We start from the raw sequence: 17,877 nt of genomic DNA, 5'->3' as shown, positions 1-17,877 counted from the left end.
CCCCACGGCGAAAGCGGTTAGCCACTCCGACCCTACCCGCGACTCGTGGACGAGACCATCGAGTGGCTTCGCGGACGACCCTACTACGACGCCCAGATCGAGGACCGTCGGGTCGTTCCGGGTCGGGACGGGGAGTTTCGCGACGTCGACCTCGAACCCAGACTCGTGGGCGCGCTCGACGAGCGCGGGATAGACGGCCTCTACCGCCATCAGGTCGAGGCCATCGAGGCGGTCCGGGACGGCGACGACGTCGTGGTCGCCACGCCGACCGCCAGCGGGAAGAGCTTCGCGTACACCGTCCCGGCGTTCGAGCGCGCGATGGACCACGGCGGGCGCACTCTCTACGTCGCGCCCCAGAACGCGCTCATCAACGACCAGGAGGAGACCCTCTCGGCGCTGGCCCGCGACCTCGGGTTCGGAAGCCGCGTCTCGGTCGCCCAGTACACCGGCCGACTCAGCAAGTCCGACAAGCGCGCGGTCAGGGACCGCCAGCCGACCGTCGTGCTCACGAACCCCGACATGCTCCACTACGCGCTGTTGCCCCACGCCCACCGGCTGTGGGACTGGTTCTTCCGGGGCCTCGAAACCGTCGTGCTCGACGAGGTCCACGAGTACCGGGGCGTGTTCGGGAGCCACGTCGCGCTCGTCTTGCGACGCCTCCGGCGCGTCTGCGAGCGATTCGACGCGGACCCCGACTTCGTCTGCTGTTCGGCCACCATCGGCAACCCGGTCGAACACGCCGCGACCGTGACTGGACGGGACGACTCGTCGTTCCGACTCGTCGACGAGGACGCCAGCGACGCCGGCCCGAAACACTGGCTGGTGTGGAATCCCCCCGAGTACGAGAACCCGCAGGCCGGCACGTCGGGCCGCCGCAGGTCCAACCACGCCGAGACCAAGCGGCTGTTCGCCGACCTCGTATCGAAGGGCTACCAGACGCTGGCGTTCACCCGCGCCCGGCAGGCCGCCGAGCAGTGGGCGATGGAGAGCGCCGACGAACTCCGAAACAGGGGCCACGGCGACCTCGCGTCGGACGTGACCGCGTATCAGGCTGCGCTGAAGAACGACCGCCGGACGGAAATCGAGGAGGGCTTGCAGGACGGCTCGGTTCGGGGCGTCTGGAGCACGAACGCCTTGGAACTCGGCGTCGACATCGGCGGCCTCGACGCCGTGTTGCTCGACGGCTACCCCGGCACCCGGATGGCCACGTTCCAGCAGGCCGGACGCGCGGGTCGGGGCGACGACCCCGCGCTGGTGGCGCTGGTCGCGGGCGAGGACCAGCTCGACCAGTACCTCGCGAACAACCCCGACGACCTGTTCGAGGGCGACCCCGAGCGCGCCGTGGTCAACCCCGCGAACGACCAGCTCCTCCCCGACCACGTGCTGTCGGCCGCCCGCGAGACGTGGCTCTCGCCTGACGACGACGGCTTCTTCGGCGAGTCGTTCCGGGACCTCGTCGCGGACCTCGAAGCCGACGGACTGCTGGAGCGCAGAGACACCGACGACGGGGTGCGCTGGACCTACGACGGCGAGGGAAGCCCCCAGCACGAGATGAGCCTCCGGTCCATCGACGACCGGGAGGTGAACCTCGTGGACCGGCGCAACGGCGAGACCGTCGCCAGCCTGCCGTTCGACGACGCGCTGACCGACGCCCACCCGGGAGCCATCTACCACCATCAGGGCCAGTCCTACGAGGTGGTCGACCTCGACCTCGACCGCGAGATAGCCGAACTCTCGCCGACGTGGGCCGACTACCACACGAAGGTCCTCCACGAGAAGGAGATAACGGTCGAGGCCGACCGCCGCGAGAAGCGCCTGTCGGCCCGCGAGGACGTGCCGGTCCGGTTCGCAGACGTGACCGTGCGCAAACAGATTACGGGATTCGAGCGCCGCGACCCGTCGGGAGAGACGCTGGGTCGGGAGTCGCTGGACCTTCCGGAGGTCTCGTTGCGGACGAAAGCCCTCTACTTCACCGTCCCCGACGACCTCGAAGCCGCGATGCGCGCGCAGGGGGACTTCGCCGGCGGCATCCACGCCGCCGAACACGGTCTGATATCGCTGTTCCCGCTCGAACTCCTCTGTGACCGCGCGGACGTCGGGGGCCTCTCGACGCCGATGCACCCCCACACCGGCGCGAGCACCGTCTTCGTCTACGACGGCTATCCCGGCGGCGTCGGACTGGTCCGGGAGGGCTACCGGACGGTCGAGGACCTGCTGGCGACCACCGCCGAGATGATAGGGGCCTGCGACTGCGGCGCGGTCGGGGGCTGTCCGGCCTGCGTCCAGTCGCCCCACTGTGGCAACGCCAACGACCCGCTCGACCGCGAGCAGGCCCGGTTCCTGCTGGCGGAACTGACCGACGCAGCCGGGCGTAGCGGGCGTGATTCTCGGCGCTGAGAAACGAGCCGCAAAGTTAAGTCGAGCGCCGCGAAACCCTCGACCAAATGGGTGACGACGAGGACATCGACGCGGTCCGCGAGCGAAAGAAGCGCGAACTCCTCCGGGAGCACGGCTCCGAGACCCCGAAAGCGCCCGTGTACGTCGACGGCTCGCAGAACTTCGCGGACACCGTGGCCGCACACGACGTGGTGGTGGTCCACTACTACGCCGGCGGCGGCGCGGGCCAGCGCCTCCACCCGGTCGTCGAGTCGGTCGCTCGCGAGACGTTCGCGGCGGTCGCGAAGGTCAACGTCGTCCACCACCAGAAGCTCGCGCTCGAACACGACGTCGAGAGGACGCCGACCATCGACGTGTACGCCGACGGCGAGCGCGCCGAGCGTGTCGAGGACGCGGTCGACCAGGAGACCCTGGCGGGGTTGGTCGAAGCGTATTCGGGATAGCCGACGGCCCGCGCCGCCTCGCCGGGAGTCGCTCCGACCGAAACCTCTTTTAGGGTGGCCTAATTTGGATTAGGCAAGCCTAAATCATGGCCGACTCCCTCGCCAGCATCCGCCGCGAGATCGCCGACCTGTGCGACGACGACGGCGACTTCTACGTCGCGTGCGCCGACACCGACGACTGCCCCGCGCCGCTGACCGGCAGGCGATTCCCCACCGAGGAGGCCGCCGAATCGGCGGCCGACCTCGCGCGGACCTACCGGGACGAACTCCGGGAGTCCGACGCCGACCTCCCCGAACGCCGGCTCTCGGTGTACGAACTGTCGGGCGAGGCGCTCACCCTCGTCTCGACCCGCGAGCGCGTCGGCGGCCTGCGCGAGAACGGCCTGCCCCGTACCTCCCGGTCGGTGATGCTGTCGGGCGGCGGCGAGCGCGAGTGGCTCCGGATGGACAACGCCCCGCTGGTCCACGTTCGGCGCGACGGGGAACCGCTGCCCGACGACGCCATCGAGCGCCAACTGGACTCGAAGCTCTGACCCGAGACCACCGACTCCCCGCCGTTCACCTCGCGGGCCTGTCGTATCAGTCTCGCTGCCGATGCGCGTTCCGAAACTACTTAGCGGCTGGTCTGCCCTCTCGCAACCGACCCTATGGCCGACCGCCTCGAAACCCTCCAGCGGACGCTCGACGACCTCACCGACCCCGACGGCGAGTACGCGGTCGTCTGCCCGCTCTCGGGCAAGCGACCCGTCCCCGTCCGGGGCCAGTCGTTCCCGTCGCCGGCCGCCGCCGAAGCGGCAGCCGACCTAGTAGTCGAGTACCGGAGCCTCCTGCGCGAGGTGGACCCGCACCTCGAAAACGTCCCGGTCGTGGCCCGCGACGAGGCCGCCGCCCCGCTCGACGCTTCCGAGCAGCGGAGCGCGAGGCGCGACCGCGCGGACGCCAGCGCGGGTGCGAGCGACCGCGGGGAGGACCCGACCGTCAGGCTCTCTGGTGAGAGCGACGACGAGTGGCTCCGGGTGACCGGCGCGCCGGTCGTCCGAATCCGCGAGGACGGCGAACCCCTCGACGACGCGGTGGTCGGACTGGCGCTGAACGAAACGTTCTGAACCACCCCGTCGGCCCGCGGCGTCACGTCCGCTCGCCGCGTCACGTCGGCTCGCGCCTCTCGCGGGGCAGGTCCGGGCGCGTCCCTCGTTCGGTGTCGCCGGCCGGGCCGGCGCGTGGTGCCGGCGGAACGCTCGGACCGGAGCGAACGCGACCGCGGGACTCGACGCGGGCCGCGAAATTCCCGCGTTCCAACACGCTTTTCACGTGACTCGTTCACGTATCGGCAACGAACCGCGCCGCCGACCGTCCCCGCGGCACGACGAACCACTCCGGCCGTCCCGGCCGACCGACTCGGCCCGGTCGGCTCCCATCGGAACGACCACCTCATGTCCGAGAAGCTCCCGACGCTCCCGTCCGACGGCGACTCGAAGCGCGACCGGCTGCGCGCGCTCCTGACGATAGCGTGCGTGGTGGCGGTCGTCCTCGCGGGCAGCGTCGTCCCGGCGATATCGGAGGGCGGCCTCGGGCGCACGCCGGTCGGCTCGGCCGTGCCCCAGCACGACGTGAACCTCTACGGCGACCCCGGAAGCGGCGGTGCCGGCTCCGGCCTCCCGGCCGAGGGGTCGATTCCCGGAGGGGCCGGGTCCGGCGGCGGACTCGGCGCGCTGAACCCGGGCGGCGAGACCTCGGTCGGCGGGTCGATGGCCGGCGAGAACGCCACCTTCCGCTCGCAGGACCCCTCGGTCCACTTCGTCGTGCAGAGCACCGCCCCGGCCTACTGGCGGACCGGCGCGTACGACGCCTACACCGGCTCGGGCTGGGAGCGGACCGGCGAGCGCCGGCCCTACGACGGCCCGATAGCCGGCGACGGCCTCCGCGACCGGGAGGTCGAGTACCGGGTGACGCTCAACCGGTCGGCGACCGCGCTCCCGAGCGTCTGGCGGCCCGCGACTCTCTCGGGCGACGAGGGAGTGACGACCGACTCGGTGCTGGTCACCGACCGGCGGGCGTTCGCGACCGACGACCGCGTCCCGGCGGGCGCGAGCTACTCGGGAGTCAGCCACCGACCGGCCGACGACCCCGACGTCCTCCGGACCGCGGGCCGGGCGTATCCGGACGAACTGGAGCGTCGGTACACCGGGCTTCCCGACGGCACCGACGAGCTCGCGACGTTCACCGACGAGTTGACCGCCGACGCCGACTCGCCGTACGACGCCGCCGTGCGCGTCGAGTCGTGGCTGGAGTCGACCAAGAACTACTCGCTTGACGCCGCCGCCCCGGAGGGCGACGTCGCCTCCGAGTTCGTCTTCGAGATGGAGGAGGGGTACTGCGAGTACTTCGCGACCGCGATGACCGCGATGCTCCGGACTCAGGACGTGCCCGCCCGGTACGCGGTGGGCTACTCCACCGGCCAGCGGGTCGCGCCCAACACCTACGAGGTCCGGGAGATGAACGCCCACGCGTGGGTCGAGGTGTACTTCCCGGACGTCGGGTGGGTGACGTTCGACCCCACGCCGGGCAGCGAGCGCCTCCAGTCCGAGCAGCGGGCGCTCGCGAACGAGACCGGGACCGACGCCGGCGACTACCAGCCGACCGAACCCGGCAGCCCCGGCGAGCGGCTCTCGCCGAACGGGTCGTCCGGGGAGTCCACCGACGCCGGGTCGTCGGAGGGCGCTGGCGAGTCCGACGGGACCCCCGGCGACGACGGCCCTCCCACCGCCGACGGAACGACGGGCGAGTCCTCGTCGGGCGGCGACGCGTCGACCGGGGCGAGCGACGACGCCACCGCGACGAGCGACGCCCCGACGACGGGCGAGTCCGGGACCGAATCCGGCGAGTCCGAGTCGGACGGCTCGGAGCCGACCACGACCGAACAGGCCCCGACGACCACCGCGTCCGGCGAGGACTCCCCGGACGACGACTCCTCGTCCGACGACGAACCGGACGACGACTCCCCGGACGACGACGAGTACGACGTGGCGCTCAACCGGACGCCGGTCCCGGGCGCGACGGTGACGGTCGAGGTCAGCGACGGCGGGAGCCCCGCCGCCGGCGTGGCCGTCCGCTTCGACGGCGAGCGCGTCGGCACCACCGGCGAGGACGGGACCGTGACCGCGCAGGTGCCCTACGTCGAGAACCTGACCGTCACGGTCGCCGACGGCGGCGCGAGCACGGCCGACGACGTCGACGCGCTCGGCGGCGGGGTCGACCCGCCGGACGGGTCCGGCGTCGCCGCGGTGCCGCCGGGACTCGACGCGCCGATGAGCCTGTCGCGCGCGCCGCTCCGGTCGCTCGCGCTCGACGCCCGGACGCAACAGTCGAGCCCCGCGGGCGACGGAAGCGGCGGCAACGGCACCGAGTACGAACTGGCCACCGACGCCTCGCTGTCGATGTCGGGCGACGTCGCGGTCGACTCGCAGGTGGTCGTGACCGCGACGGTCGAGGACGTGCCGGTCCGGAACGGGACGGTGGTGCTCGACGGCGAGCGGGTCGCCAGTACCGACCGGCGCGGGCGGGCCGAGGTCCGACTACCCGACGCGCCGGGGAACGCGACCCTCCGGGTCGAGCGCGGCCCCGTGGCCGGCGAGACCACCGTCGAGATACCGCGGCTGAACGTCTCGGTCGCCCCCGCGCTCCCGCTGGCGCTCCCCGGAACGCCGGTCGAGGTGGCCGCGACCTACGGCGGCGAACCCGCCTCGGACGCCCGGGTCGACGTCGCCGGCGCGACCGCGAGGACCGACTTCGAGGGCTTCGCGTCGACGGCCCTGCCGTTCCAGTCGAGCGCGGACGTGGTCGTCTCGGCCCGCGGCCAGACCGACCGGACCACCGTCTCGGGGCTGTTCGCGAACCTCGCGGCGGTGCTCGGCGGGGCGGCGCTGGTCGTCGGCGGGCTCGGCTACGGAGCTCGGCGGCGCGGCTACGGGCCGCGCCGCCTCGCGGGCCTGCTGGTCGCGGGCGTGCGAGCCGTCCCGGGGCTCGCGGTCGCGCTCCTGTTCGGCGTCGCGGACGGGCTCGAACGCCTCGTCAGCCGCGCGCGGGCCGCGCTCGACCGCCTGCTGGCGGCGCTCCGCGACCTCCGGGCCGGCGAGTCGACCGTCCGCGAACTGCTCGCTCGCGTCCGGGCGTGGTCGGGCGGACTGCTCGGCCGGCTCCGAGCCTGGTTGCGCGAGCGCGTCCGGGCCGCGCGGGCCAGCGCGACCGGCCCCGCCGACGAGTCGGTCGGCTCGCGCGTCCGAGCCGCGCCCGACGCGCCCGACCGCGACGCCGACTCCTACCGGACGCTCAGGGAGGCGTGGGCCGACTTCCTCGGCGTCGTCTCGGTCCGCGACCCCGAGTCGACCACGCCGGGGGAACTCGCCGCCCACGCCATCCGCGAGGACGACCTGCCGGCCGGCGCGGTGGTGACGCTCCGGGACGCCTTCCGGGACGTGGAGTACGGCGCGCGCTCGCCCGCCGACCGACTGGCCCGCATCGAGCGCGCGGTCGGGACCATCGAGCGGGCCGCCCGCCCGAGCCCCGACGAGTCGGCCGGCGGGGACGACCCCGAGCGCGGGGACGGACCGGAACGGGGCGGTCCGGCGGGCCGAGACGCCCCGGAGGAAGCGACCACGCCGGGAGGTGACGACTGATGCGCACCCGGCTTCTGGGCGGGCTGGGCGCGCTCGCGACCCTCGCGGCGGGCGCGGTCGCCTACCGGCCCGAACTCGTCGACGCCGTCCCGCTGGTCGACCCGCTCGTCGAGACCCTCCCGCCCGGACGGCTCCTGCTGGCGCTTGGCCTCGCCGTGCTGGCGTTCGCGGCCGTGACGGCGCGGGGCGGGTCGGCGGCGCGCGCGGCCGAGCGGGCGGCCCGGGCGAGCCCGACCGCCCGCTTCGCGCGGACCGGCACCGCGCCGGAGGTCGCGAGCGCGGCCGGCCGGGCCCGGACGGGCGGGTCGTTCGACGACCGGGTCGGCGCGGCGTGCTCGGGCGACGACCTCGCGCTCCGGATGGTGCGCGAATCGCTGGCCGACACCGCCGCGTACGCGGTCGCTCGCCCGGGCGGCCGCGAGCCGGAGGCGGCCCGCCGCGCGGTCGAGACCGGCGCGTGGACCGACGACCGGCTCGCGGCCGCGTTCCTCGCCGACGATGACGGGCCCGACGCCCCGCTGGCGGCCCGGCTCCGGGCGTGGCTCGACCCGCCGGCCGAGCGCCGACGTCGCATCAACCGGACCGTCGACGCCGTCGAAGCCGCGGCCGAGCGCGACCGGCTCGGAGGTGAGCGATGACCCGGACCCGGGTCCGGCGCTACCGGGGCGGGCTCGCGGGGACCCTGTTTTTGGCCGCGCTCGGCCTGCTGTACGCCGACCCTCGGCTGTTCGCGGCCGCGGTCGTCCCGCTGGGCTACGTGGCCTTCGGCGCGCTCTCGTCGCTGTCGGACGCGACCCCGCCCACCGTCGAGCGGTCGTTCGAGCCGTCGAGTCCCGCGCCCGGCGAGACGGTCGCGGTGACGCTGTCGGTCCGCAACGACGGCGAGTCCGCGCTCGCTGACGTCCGAGTGGTCGACGGCGTGCCCGACGAACTCGCGGTGGTGTCGGGCTCGCCCCGGGCCGCCGTCGCGCTCCGGCCGGGCGAGTCCGCGACCCTCTCGTACGCGGTCGCGGCCCTGCCCGGCGAGTACGAGTTCGAAGACCCCGCCGTCCGGGTGCGGACCGTCAGCGCCACCGACCGCGCGACGCTTTCGGTCGCGGCCGGCGGCGACGCGACCCTCTCGTGTGCCCGGTCGGTGGCCGCGCCGCCGTTCGCACGGGCCACCCCGCGGCGGGTCGGCACCCAGCGCACCGACGCGGGCGGGGAGGGAATCGAGTTCCACTCCACCCGGGAGTACCGACCGGGCGACTCCCTGAGTCGGGTCGACTGGCGGCGGTTCGCCAAGACCGGCGACCTCACCACGGTAGCGTTCCGCGAGGAGCGGTCGGCCCACGCGGTCGTCGTCGTGGACGCCCGACCAGCCGCCCGGGCGCGGCCGAGCGCCGGCTACCCGAACGGGGCCACGCTCTGTGCGTACGCCGCCCAGCGGCTCCACGAGGCGCTGGGCGGGGCCGGCGTGGCGACCAGCGTCACCGCGCTCGGGCTGTTGGACGAGGACGTGCCCGACGCACTCCCGGCCGAGGGCCTGCCGTGGGCCGACGCCGACGGCGTCGGGAGCGCCGAACTCGTGTTCGAGGCGGTCGCGCACGCGGCCGACCGGGACGCCCCCGGGGACGTGCCCGACGACGGGACCGGCGGGTCGCTCGGCGGGGGTCGGGCGTCGACCGGGAGCCGGGAGTCGGCCGCCGCGACCGCAGACGGGGGTCGGCCGGGCGACCGCCCGGTCGCGGACGACGAGACGGTCCGCCGGCTGCTGGCCCGCCTGCCGACCGACGCCCAGGTCGTGCTGGTCTCACCCGTGCTCGACGACCGGCCCGCGTCGCTGGTCCGCGGGCTGTCCGCGCGGGGCCACCGCGTCGCAGTCCTCGCGCCGGACGCGACCGGCGGGGCGCGGGACGGAACCGGCGACGCCGGGGACTCGCCGGGCCGGCGCGTGGCCGCGACGCGGCGCGCCGCAAGGCTCCGTGCCCTCCGGACCGCCGGCGCGACCGTGGTGGACTGGGACGTCGACGACCCGCTGGACGTCGCGCTCGAACGCTCGCTGCGGTCGATAGTCAACCCATGACAGACGGACAAATAGACGACCCCGACGCCGGACTCGGGGAGGCCAACTGGTCGCCGACCCGCGCCAGCACCACGCTCGCGCTCGTCGCGACCGCAGGGAGCGTCGCCGCGCTGACCGCCGCCGTCGGGGTCCGGACCGGCGCGCTCGTCGCCGGGGCGGGCGCGGTCTGTCTGGCGGTCGCGGTCCGGCTGCTCGCCGTCGACCGCTGGCAGGTGCCGGCGACGCTGGCCGCGAGCCTGCTGTTGGTCCCGGCGGGCGCGGGCGTCGCCGCCGGCGTCGGCTACGAGTTCGTCGTGGCGTTCGCGGCGTCGTTCCCCGCCGCCTCCCAGACCGGCGTGGTCGGCCAGAGCCTCCGCATCGTGGGCGTGCTGGCGGTGCTGTGGGGGTCGACGCTCGCGGTCTTCGGCGCGGTCGCGTCGATTCGGGGCGACCTCACGGGGCGGTCGGTGCGGCGGACCCGTGACCTCGCGGCCGGCGTGGCGCTACCGTCGGTCACCGCGTTCGTCGCGCTGGCCGGTCGCGCGCTGGTCGAGAACGTCGCGTCCGGGGCTGCCGGGGTGCCCGGCGAACTCCTCGGGAACGCGGTCGACTGGCTGGTCGCGCCGGCACCCGACCGTCTCGGCGCGCTCGGCTTCGGCGTCCTGTTCGCGGCGGCGTGTTTCGCTGTCCACCGGGCGGTCCGGACCCTGCCCCTGCGGGCGCTCGCGGGCGGGGCGACGGTCGGCGACGTCGAGGCGGTCGAGTTGGTGGCCGCGCTCGAACGGACGACGAATCGGCTGCTCGTCGTGACCGTGCTGTGGCTGCTGGCCGGGCTCTTCGTCTTCCTCTTCGAGGAGGCCGGCGTCGCGCGCGAGGTGATACCGGGGGCCGCCTACGGCCCGCTCGTGGAACTCACGACCGCGGCCGGGCTCCGTCGCGCGCTGGTCGGAATCGCGCTCGTCGCGGGCGCGGTCGCCGTGAGCGCGGCGCTGGCCCGGCGGTTCTCCCGCGTCTCGGTCCGCGAAGTACTGGCCGACTACGCGCCCCTCGTCGCCGGGCTGGGCGTGCTCGCGGGCGTCTTCGCGGTCCACGGCGCGGTTCGGCGGGCGCTGGTCGGCTTCGTCGCGGGGCGGCTCGACCGGCCCCTGGCCGGGCGGGTCCGCGAGGTCGCCGACGGCGTCGTGACGTTCTACGGCTCGGAGACGGTCGTCCTCGGACTCGTCGCCGGCGTGCTGGTGCTGGCGGCCCTCGCGCTGTTCGCGCTCTCGCTGTGGTTCCTGTTCGGGTTCGTCGGCGACCGGGCGGCCGGGACGGCGCTGGCCGGCACCGGGCTGTTCGCGGCCGCGGCGTTCGCGGGCACGGTCGGCGCGCCGCTGTGGGTCCTGCTGGGCGGGCTGGTCGCCGGGCTCGTCGTCCGCGACGTCGGGGCGTTCGGCGCGACGCTGGGCGCGGAGGTCGGCCGCCGCGGGATGCGCAGTCGGGTCGAGCCCCTCCACGGGCTCGCGTCGGTCGGCGTGGGCGGGCTGGCCGCGCTCGCGGCCGCGCGGCTGGCGGGCGTGACCGCGACCGACTGGGTCGGCGTCGACTCCGGCGGGACGTTCACCGCCGTCGCGGTCGCGCTCGTCGGCGCGGTCGCGGCGGTCGTGTTGCTGGTGCTGGCGCTGCGCTGAGACGCGAGGGCTACAGCTCGTGGGTCCGGGGCTCGTCGCCCGCCGGCTCGTGAGCCGGCGAATCGCCGATTTCCGAACCCTCGGCCGCGTCCACGGAGAACTTCCGGACCGATTCGCTCGGACAGACCCACACCTCGTCGGCGTACCAGCACAACAGCCGCGTCGCCTCGGCGTGGGCCTCCCGGGCGTCCCCCGCGGGGAGCGTCCCCACGTGGCGGACCGGGTCGCCGGCGTCCTCGCGAGCGAACACCGCCCACGTCGAGTCGGGCCTCGGCTCCTCGACCTCGGCTCGGCGCGCCTTCTCGACCATGCCGGGCGGTCGACTCGCGGACGGAAATTCCCGGGGCGGATTCCACGCGACCGACAACGGGACCGATGACGTTCGGGGCGTCGACGGCGGTGCGTGCGCGCGAACCGAAAGCGGCGTGCGCGAGCTACGGCGATTTGACCGCCGGCACCTCGACCCGGTCCAGCACGTCGTCGACGACCGCGCCGCGGTCGGCACCCCGGACGCTGGCCTCGTCGGTCAGCACGAGCCGGTGGGTGAACGTCGGCTCCGCGACGCGCTTGACGTCGTCGGGAACGACGTACTCGCGGTCCGATATCACGGCGCGGGCGCGGGCCGCCTCGAACAGGCGCTGGACGCCCCGGGGCGAGACCCCGACGGCCACGCGGTCGTCCTCGCGAGTCGCGCGGCCGAGCGCGACCACGTAGTCCCGGATTTTGGGGTCGACCCGGACCGACTCTAACACGCGCTGGACGGCGGGCACCTCCTCGCCCGCCATCACCGGCTCGACGCTGGGTGCCTTCGCGGTGCGGTCGGCCCGGCGGTCGACGAGTTCGCGCTCGCCCTCGAACGCCGGGTAGCCCATCGCGGTCTTGACGATGAAGCGGTCGCGCTGGGCCTCGGGCAGCCCGAAGGTGCCCTCCTGTTCGACCGGGTTCTGCGTGGCCAGCACGAAGAACGGGTCGGGCAGGTCGTGGGTCGTCCCGTCGACCGTGACCTGTCCCTCGCCCATGGCTTCGAGCAGCGCGGCCTGGGTCTTTGGCGGCGCGCGGTTGATTTCGTCGGCCAGCACCACGTTGGCGAACACCGGGCCGGCCGAGAACTCGAACTCGCCGGTCCCCTCGTCGTACACGTTCGAGCCGGTGATGTCGGCCGGGAGCAGGTCGGGCGTGAACTGGATGCGCGAAAACGAGAGCCCGAGCGCGTTCGCGAACGAGCGCGCGGTCAGCGTCTTGCCCGTGCCGGGCACGTCCTCTAGCAGGACGTGCCCGCGGGCGAGGACGCCGGTCAGCACGGTTTCGAGGAACTCACGGTCGGTGACGACCGCCGAGCCGACCGCGTCGAGGACGCGCTCGCATCGCTCGGTCGCCGTGGATTGGTCCATGACCGTGGGTCCGAGCGAGCGACAAAGAAGGTTCGGCCTCGCGCCGGCCGGACGTCGGTTCGGCCCGAGCGGTCCGGCCGCGACCGCGAGCGGCCCGACGTCGCGGCTGGCTGAAAGGTACGGTCCCCGGTTCTGTTCTAGAACCCGTCAGAACGTCCGCCCGGCTCGCGCCCGTGGGTCGAGCCGACCGGGACGGCGAGGCTCGCGCGAACCCGCCGGGAGATGGCGAAGAGAAAAGAAAAATTCTTTAATAAGAAAGATATGATGTCGAGTTTGGCCTAGATACTCGCTATCGGAGAACCAGATAGACGAAAGCGGAAAGTACCATCGGTGAATTTATAGGCCGTTGCTCGTATCACTCATCCGTAGGAGTTACCACTAATGTCGGAGAAACTATTCGAACGCACGAACGGCACGGACGGCGACGCCGGCGGCCGGGACGCGCTGACGGCGACCGGCTGCACCCCGGAGGTCGGCCGACGATGACGTGGAGCAATCAGGACTGGTGGCCGGACCTGTTGCGGCTGGACGTTCTCGACGACAACGCCGACGACGGCAGTCCGTACGGTGAGGACTACGACTACGCCGAGGAGTTCCAGACGCTCGACTACGAGCAGGTGAAGGCCGACATCCGGGACTTGATGACGTCCTCGCAGGACTGGTGGCCGGCCGACTACGGTCACTACGGGCCGTTCTTCATCCGGATGGCGTGGCACAGCGCCGGGACGTACCGCACCGCCGACGGCCGCGCCGGTGCCTCGGGCGGCCTCCAGCGTCTGCCCCCCGAGAGCAGCTGGCCGGACAACATCAACCTCGACAAGGCGCGCCGGCTGCTCCAGCCGGTCAAGCAGAAGTACGGCCGCAAGCTCTCGTGGGGCGACCTCATCGTGCTGGCCGGGAACGTCGCCCTGGAGTCGATGGGCTTCGAGACGTACGGGTTCGCCGGCGGGCGCGAGGACGAGTTCAAGCCCAACGAGGCCATCGAGTGGGGCCCCGAGGACGAGTGGGAGACGACCTCGCCCGACCGCTACGAGGGCGGCGAGGCCGGCAACCTCAAGGACCCGCTCGCGAACACCGTGATGGGCCTCATCTACGTGAACCCCGAGGGCCCGAACGGCGAGCCCGACGTCGAGGGGTCGGCGAAGAACATCCGCGAGGAGTTCGAGCGCATGGCGATGAACGACGAGGAGACGGTCGCGCTCATCGCCGGCGGCCACACCTTCGGGAAGGTCCACGGCGCGGACGACCCCGGCGAACACCTCGGTCCCGACCCCGAGTCGGCACCCATCGACGAGCAGGGGCTCGGCTGGGACCACGAGTTCGGCGACATCGGCGGGATGATCACGAGCGGTATCGAGGGTCCCTGGACCTCCGCCCCGACCCGGTGGGACACGGGCTACGTCGACAACCTGCTGGAGCACGACTGGGTCTCGGTCAAGGGCCCCGGCGGTGCCTGGCAGTGGGAGCCCGCCGACGCGGACGCGGTCGAGCACGCGCCGGGCGCGGACGACCCCTCGGAGGCCGAACAGCCGATGATGCTGACGACCGACGTCGCCCTCAAGCACGACGACGACTACCGGGCGGTGCTGGAGCGCTTCCAGGAGAACCCCGCCGAGTTCCAGCAGGCGTTCGCGAAGGCGTGGTACAAGCTCCTCCACCGCGACATGGGACCGCCCGAGCGGTACCTCGGCCCGGAGGTCCCCGACGAGACGATGATCTGGCAGGACCCGCTCCCGGACGCCGACTACGGGACCATCGGCGACGAGGCGGCCGCCGAGCTCAAGGACGAACTCCTCGCCACGGACCTGTCGGTCTCGCAGCTGGCCAAGACCGCGTGGGCGTCGGCCTCGACCTACCGCGACAGCGACAAGCGCGGCGGCGCGAACGGCGCTCGCGTCCGCCTCGAACCCCAGCGGAGCTGGGAGGTCAACGAGCCCGAGGAACTCGAGGTCGTCCTCTCGACCCTCGAAGGGATACAGGAGGAGTTCAACGCCTCGCGGACCGACGACGTGCGGGTGTCGCTGGCCGACCTCATCGTGCTGGGCGGTAACGCGGCCGTCGAGCAGGCCGCGGCCGCCGCCGGCTACGACGTCGAGGTGCCCTTCGAGCCGGGCCGCACCGACGCCACGCAGGACCAGACCGACGTCGAGTCGTTCGAGGTGCTCGAACCGAAGGTCGACGCCTTCCGCAACTATCTGGGCGACGGCGACTTCGAGGACCTGTACGACACGCCCGAGGAGCGGATGGTCGACAAGGCGGAACTGCTGAACCTCACCGTCCCCGAGATGACGGTGCTGGTCGGCGGCATGCGCGCGCTGGGCGCGACCTACGGCGACTCCGACCGCGGCGTCCTCACCGACGAACCGGGGACGCTGACCAACGACTTCTTCGTGAACCTGCTCGACATGAGCTACGAGTGGGAAGCGGTCGACGACGACGAACAACTCTTCGAGATTCGCGACCGCGAGACAGGCGAGGTCGAGTGGGAGGCCACCCGGTTCGACCTCATCTTCGGGTCGAACGCCCGGCTCCGCGCCGTCGCGGACGTCTACGGTGCCGCCGACGGCGAGGAGCAGTTCGTCGAGGACTTCGTGGACGTCTGGCACAAGGTCATGACGCTCGACCGCTTCGACCTCGAATAGCGACCCGCGCTTCTCACCGCTCTCGGCCCCGTTCCGCGCTTCTCACCGCTCTCAGCCCCGTTCCGCGCTTCTCACCGCTCTCAGCTTCGTTCCGCGCTTCGCTTCGGTTTCGATTCGGTTCCGCCGTCGGGGACGTCTCCCTCATTCCGCGACGGCCGCGACCTCGGCCCCGGAGAGCGATTCGAGTTCGTCCGGGGCTATCGGGAACACCGCCTCGGGCGTGCCGGCGGCGGCCCACACCGTCTCGAAGGTGGTCAGCGTCTCGTCCATCAGCGTCGGCACCTCGGCGTCGTGGCAGAACGGCGGCACGCCGCCGATGGACCAGCCCAGCACCGACTTTATCTCGCCGGCGTCGGCCATCTCGACCGACTCGGCGTCGAGCAGGTCCGCGACCCGGTCGGCGTCGACCCGATTCGCGCCGCTGGTGACGACCACGACCAGCGCGTCGTCGGCCCGCATGGCGATGCTGCTGGCTATCTGGGCAACGTCGCAGCCGACCGCCTCGGCAGCGTCCTCGGCGGTCTTGGTCCCCTCGGGGAACTCCTCGACGTCGACCTCGAACTCGTACTCGCGGCGGGCGCGCTCCGCGAACTCCTCGGCTCGTTCGTGCATGGGCGTGGGTTGTGTGGGCAGGGCCCAAATAGGTCGCGGTGACGGACGATTTCGCGCGACGCGTTGGCGGTCGTCACGGTCCCGACGCGCGTACGGCCGTCACGAACTCGACGCGTTCCGGCGGAACGCGTCGACCGCCTCGCGGGTCGGCAAGGCGGTCATCGCGCCCCTCGCGGTCGTCGTGAGGGCGGCCACGGCGTTGGCCAGCGACAGCACCGCCGACAGCGACGACTCCCCGTCGGCGAAGGCGGCGAGCGCGCCGGCGGTGAAGGCGTCGCCCGCGCCCGTGGCGTCGACCGCGTCCACGTCGTAGCCCCCGTGGGCGGCGGTCGCGGGCCCCCACGGCGCGTCGTCGGTGGCGTGTGCGACCGACCCGGACTCGCCGAGGGTGAGCAGGGCAGTGTGCGGTCCGAACTTGGTGACGGATTCGGCGAGCGAGGCGGGGTCGTCGGCCTCGATACCGGCGGCCGCGAGGTCCCCGGGCGTGGCCTTCACCACGTCGGCGCGGTCGAACGCTTCGAGCGCGAGGTCGGCGAACGCCGCGTCGGACGCCCAGAGTTCCGGGCGGGCGTTCGGGTCGAAGACCACGGTGCAGTCGCGGGCCGCCGCGCGGTCGGCGAGGTCGAGCGTCGCGGTCCGGCCCGGGTCGGCCGCGAGCATCACCCCGCCGAGCGCGACCCACGAGGCCCCGTCGAGCGCGGCGTCGGGGACGCCGCCGGGTTCGAGTCGGGTATCGGCCGTGCCGTCCCGGTAGAAGGTGAACGCTCGGTCGGCGTCCGCGTCGTCGGTCTCGGCGTTCGCGCGGTCGGCGCTGTCGCCCGCGCCGCCGGCGTCGCGGGTCACGAACGCCAGCGCGGTCTTGGCGTCGGGGTCGCGCTCGACGAATCGCCGGGGGACGCCGGCCTCGGCGAGCGTCTCGGCGAGGTAGTCGCCGAAGGGGTCCTCGCCGAACCGGGTCCAGAACCACGGCGGGTTCCCGAGGCGGGCGAGGCCGACCGCGACGTTCGCGGGCGCGCCGCCGGCGCGCCGCTCGAACGACGCCACGTCCGCCAGCGGGCGGGCGCTGTCCGGTAGGAAATCTATCAGGCTCTCGCCGGCCACGAGGACGTCCGGGGCGTCCCCGCTCCGGGCGGTCGAGCCGTCGTTGGCCGTTCCGGCGGTCGAGTGCCGGGCGTCCGAGTCGGTCATGCGTCCTCGTGGGTCGGCGGTCGGCCGGGAGCGTCATAGGCGTTGGCCACGCCGGGTGGAGGGCAGTCGCCGGTCCGCGTCCCTCCGGGGGACCGCCCGTGGCCCGTGGATTCTTACGGAGTCCCGACGAACGTTCGAGGACGCGAGATGACGGGGGATTCGACGGGTGAGAGACGCGAGGGGTCGGTCGGCCGTCGGGCGTTCGTTCGGAGGGCCGGCGGAGCGGCGGGAGCGGCCGGCGCGACCGCGGTCGGGCTCGGCGCGGGCGAGGACGCCTCCGCGCAGGCCCAGCGATACGAGTTCGGCGGACACACCCTCGCGTGGCGGGGCCGGTCGCCCGAGGGGATAGCCGACACCGAGAACCCGACCATCGAACTCGACGCCGGCACCGAGTACGAGTTCTGGTTCGAGAACGTCGACGGCGCGCCACACAACATCGCGGTGCAGGACGCCGACGGCAACACGCTCGAAGAGAGCGAGACCGTCTCGGAGGAGGGCGCGACCGCGTCGATAACGTTCACCGCCACGCCCGAAATGACCCAGTACATCTGCATCGTCCACCCCACCACGATGGTCGCCGACCTGGAGGTGAGCGGCACCGTCGAGGACGGGGCGGCCGACGGCGAGGACGCCGGCGGCCCCTCGGTCGAGTCGCTCGCGCTGGTCGGCGCGCTGGTCATGGCGTTCGTCTCGCCGGTACTGTTCGCGCTGTTCCTGTTCTCGCGGCGCGGAGAGGACGGGGAGGGCGAGGGTGACCTGACCACTCGGTAACCGCGTCGACGACGATACGAGCGTTCGGGGCCGGAACGAAGCG

At 73.3% G+C, this 17,877-nt stretch carries 14 protein-coding genes; 10 read left to right on the top strand and 4 right to left on the bottom strand.

From position 1 onward, the window contains the following. The first annotated feature begins 45 nt into the window (after positions 1-45). The 8 genes from EPL03_RS16505 to EPL03_RS16470 all read left to right on the top strand — a co-directional run bounded on the left by EPL03_RS16505 (position 46) and on the right by EPL03_RS16470 (position 11,230). On the top strand, positions 46-2,397 hold the full coding sequence (locus EPL03_RS16505; protein WP_135830446.1) for a DEAD/DEAH box helicase: 2,352 nt from the start codon (positions 46-48) through the stop codon (positions 2,395-2,397). 47 nt (positions 2,398-2,444) lie between these two features. Next, positions 2,445-2,840, top strand: coding sequence for a thioredoxin family protein (locus EPL03_RS16500; RefSeq protein ID WP_135830445.1), 396 nt, complete (start codon positions 2,445-2,447; stop codon positions 2,838-2,840). Positions 2,841-2,926: 86 nt separating this feature from the next. Next, positions 2,927-3,373 carry a DUF7552 domain-containing protein gene (locus EPL03_RS16495; RefSeq protein WP_135830444.1) on the top strand — a complete coding sequence of 149 codons (447 nt, stop codon included), beginning with the start codon at positions 2,927-2,929 and terminating at the stop codon, positions 3,371-3,373. Positions 3,374-3,487: 114 nt separating this feature from the next. Further along, a complete protein-coding gene (locus EPL03_RS16490; protein WP_135830443.1) occupies positions 3,488-3,946 on the top strand; it encodes a DUF7552 domain-containing protein in 459 nt (152 codons plus the stop codon). 327 nt (positions 3,947-4,273) lie between these two features. Further along, positions 4,274-7,516, top strand: a complete 3,243-nt coding sequence (locus EPL03_RS16485) for a transglutaminase domain-containing protein (RefSeq protein WP_135830442.1) — start codon at positions 4,274-4,276, stop codon at positions 7,514-7,516. After that, positions 7,516-8,154, top strand: a complete 639-nt coding sequence (locus tag EPL03_RS16480) for a DUF7269 family protein (protein WP_135830441.1) — start codon at positions 7,516-7,518, stop codon at positions 8,152-8,154. Before EPL03_RS16485 ends, EPL03_RS16480 begins: the two co-directional genes overlap by 1 nt. Next, positions 8,151-9,581, top strand: a complete 1,431-nt coding sequence (locus tag EPL03_RS16475; RefSeq protein WP_135830440.1) for a DUF58 domain-containing protein — start codon at positions 8,151-8,153, stop codon at positions 9,579-9,581. Before EPL03_RS16480 ends, EPL03_RS16475 begins: the two co-directional genes overlap by 4 nt. Further along, entirely contained in the window at positions 9,578-11,230 is a 1,653-nt protein-coding gene (locus EPL03_RS16470; RefSeq protein ID WP_135830439.1) for a hypothetical protein, read from the top strand. The genes EPL03_RS16475 and EPL03_RS16470 overlap by 4 nt, the downstream gene beginning before the upstream one ends. Before the next feature lie 10 nt (positions 11,231-11,240). Here the strand turns inward: EPL03_RS16470 and EPL03_RS16465 are convergent, their stop codons facing one another. Both EPL03_RS16465 and EPL03_RS16460 read right to left on the bottom strand, forming a co-directional pair. Beyond that, the gene (locus tag EPL03_RS16465; protein ID WP_135830438.1) at positions 11,241-11,540 is read right to left on the bottom strand and encodes an Htur_1727 family rSAM-partnered candidate RiPP; all 300 of its coding nucleotides are present in this window, start codon (positions 11,538-11,540) and stop codon (positions 11,241-11,243) included. A 124-nt stretch (positions 11,541-11,664) separates the two neighbouring features. Then, on the bottom strand, positions 11,665-12,621 hold the full coding sequence (locus tag EPL03_RS16460) for an AAA family ATPase (protein ID WP_135830437.1): 957 nt from the start codon (positions 12,619-12,621) through the stop codon (positions 11,665-11,667). Positions 12,622-13,103: 482 nt separating this feature from the next. On the opposite strand from EPL03_RS16460, the gene katG reads away from it, so the two are divergent. Next, a complete protein-coding gene (gene katG / locus EPL03_RS16455; protein ID WP_135830436.1) occupies positions 13,104-15,263 on the top strand; it encodes a catalase/peroxidase HPI in 2,160 nt (719 codons plus the stop codon). 141 nt (positions 15,264-15,404) lie between these two features. Here the strand turns inward: katG and EPL03_RS16450 are convergent, their stop codons facing one another. Next, the gene (locus EPL03_RS16450; RefSeq protein WP_135830435.1) at positions 15,405-15,875 is read right to left on the bottom strand and encodes a YbaK/EbsC family protein; all 471 of its coding nucleotides are present in this window, start codon (positions 15,873-15,875) and stop codon (positions 15,405-15,407) included. 99 nt (positions 15,876-15,974) lie between these two features. Further along, positions 15,975-17,063, bottom strand: a complete 1,089-nt coding sequence (locus tag EPL03_RS16445; RefSeq protein WP_135830434.1) for a carbohydrate kinase family protein — start codon at positions 17,061-17,063, stop codon at positions 15,975-15,977. Between the two features lie 147 nt (positions 17,064-17,210). On the opposite strand from EPL03_RS16445, the gene EPL03_RS16440 reads away from it, so the two are divergent. Beyond that, complete coding sequence (locus EPL03_RS16440; RefSeq protein WP_135830433.1) at positions 17,211-17,834, top strand: cupredoxin domain-containing protein; 624 nt, start codon at positions 17,211-17,213, stop codon at positions 17,832-17,834. Positions 17,835-17,877 lie beyond the last annotated feature (43 nt).

It is taken from the genome of Halorussus halobius (assembly GCF_004765805.1).
Taxonomy (GTDB): domain Archaea; phylum Halobacteriota; class Halobacteria; order Halobacteriales; family Haladaptataceae; genus Halorussus; species Halorussus halobius.
This window is presented reverse-complemented; position numbering and strand designations above follow the sequence as displayed.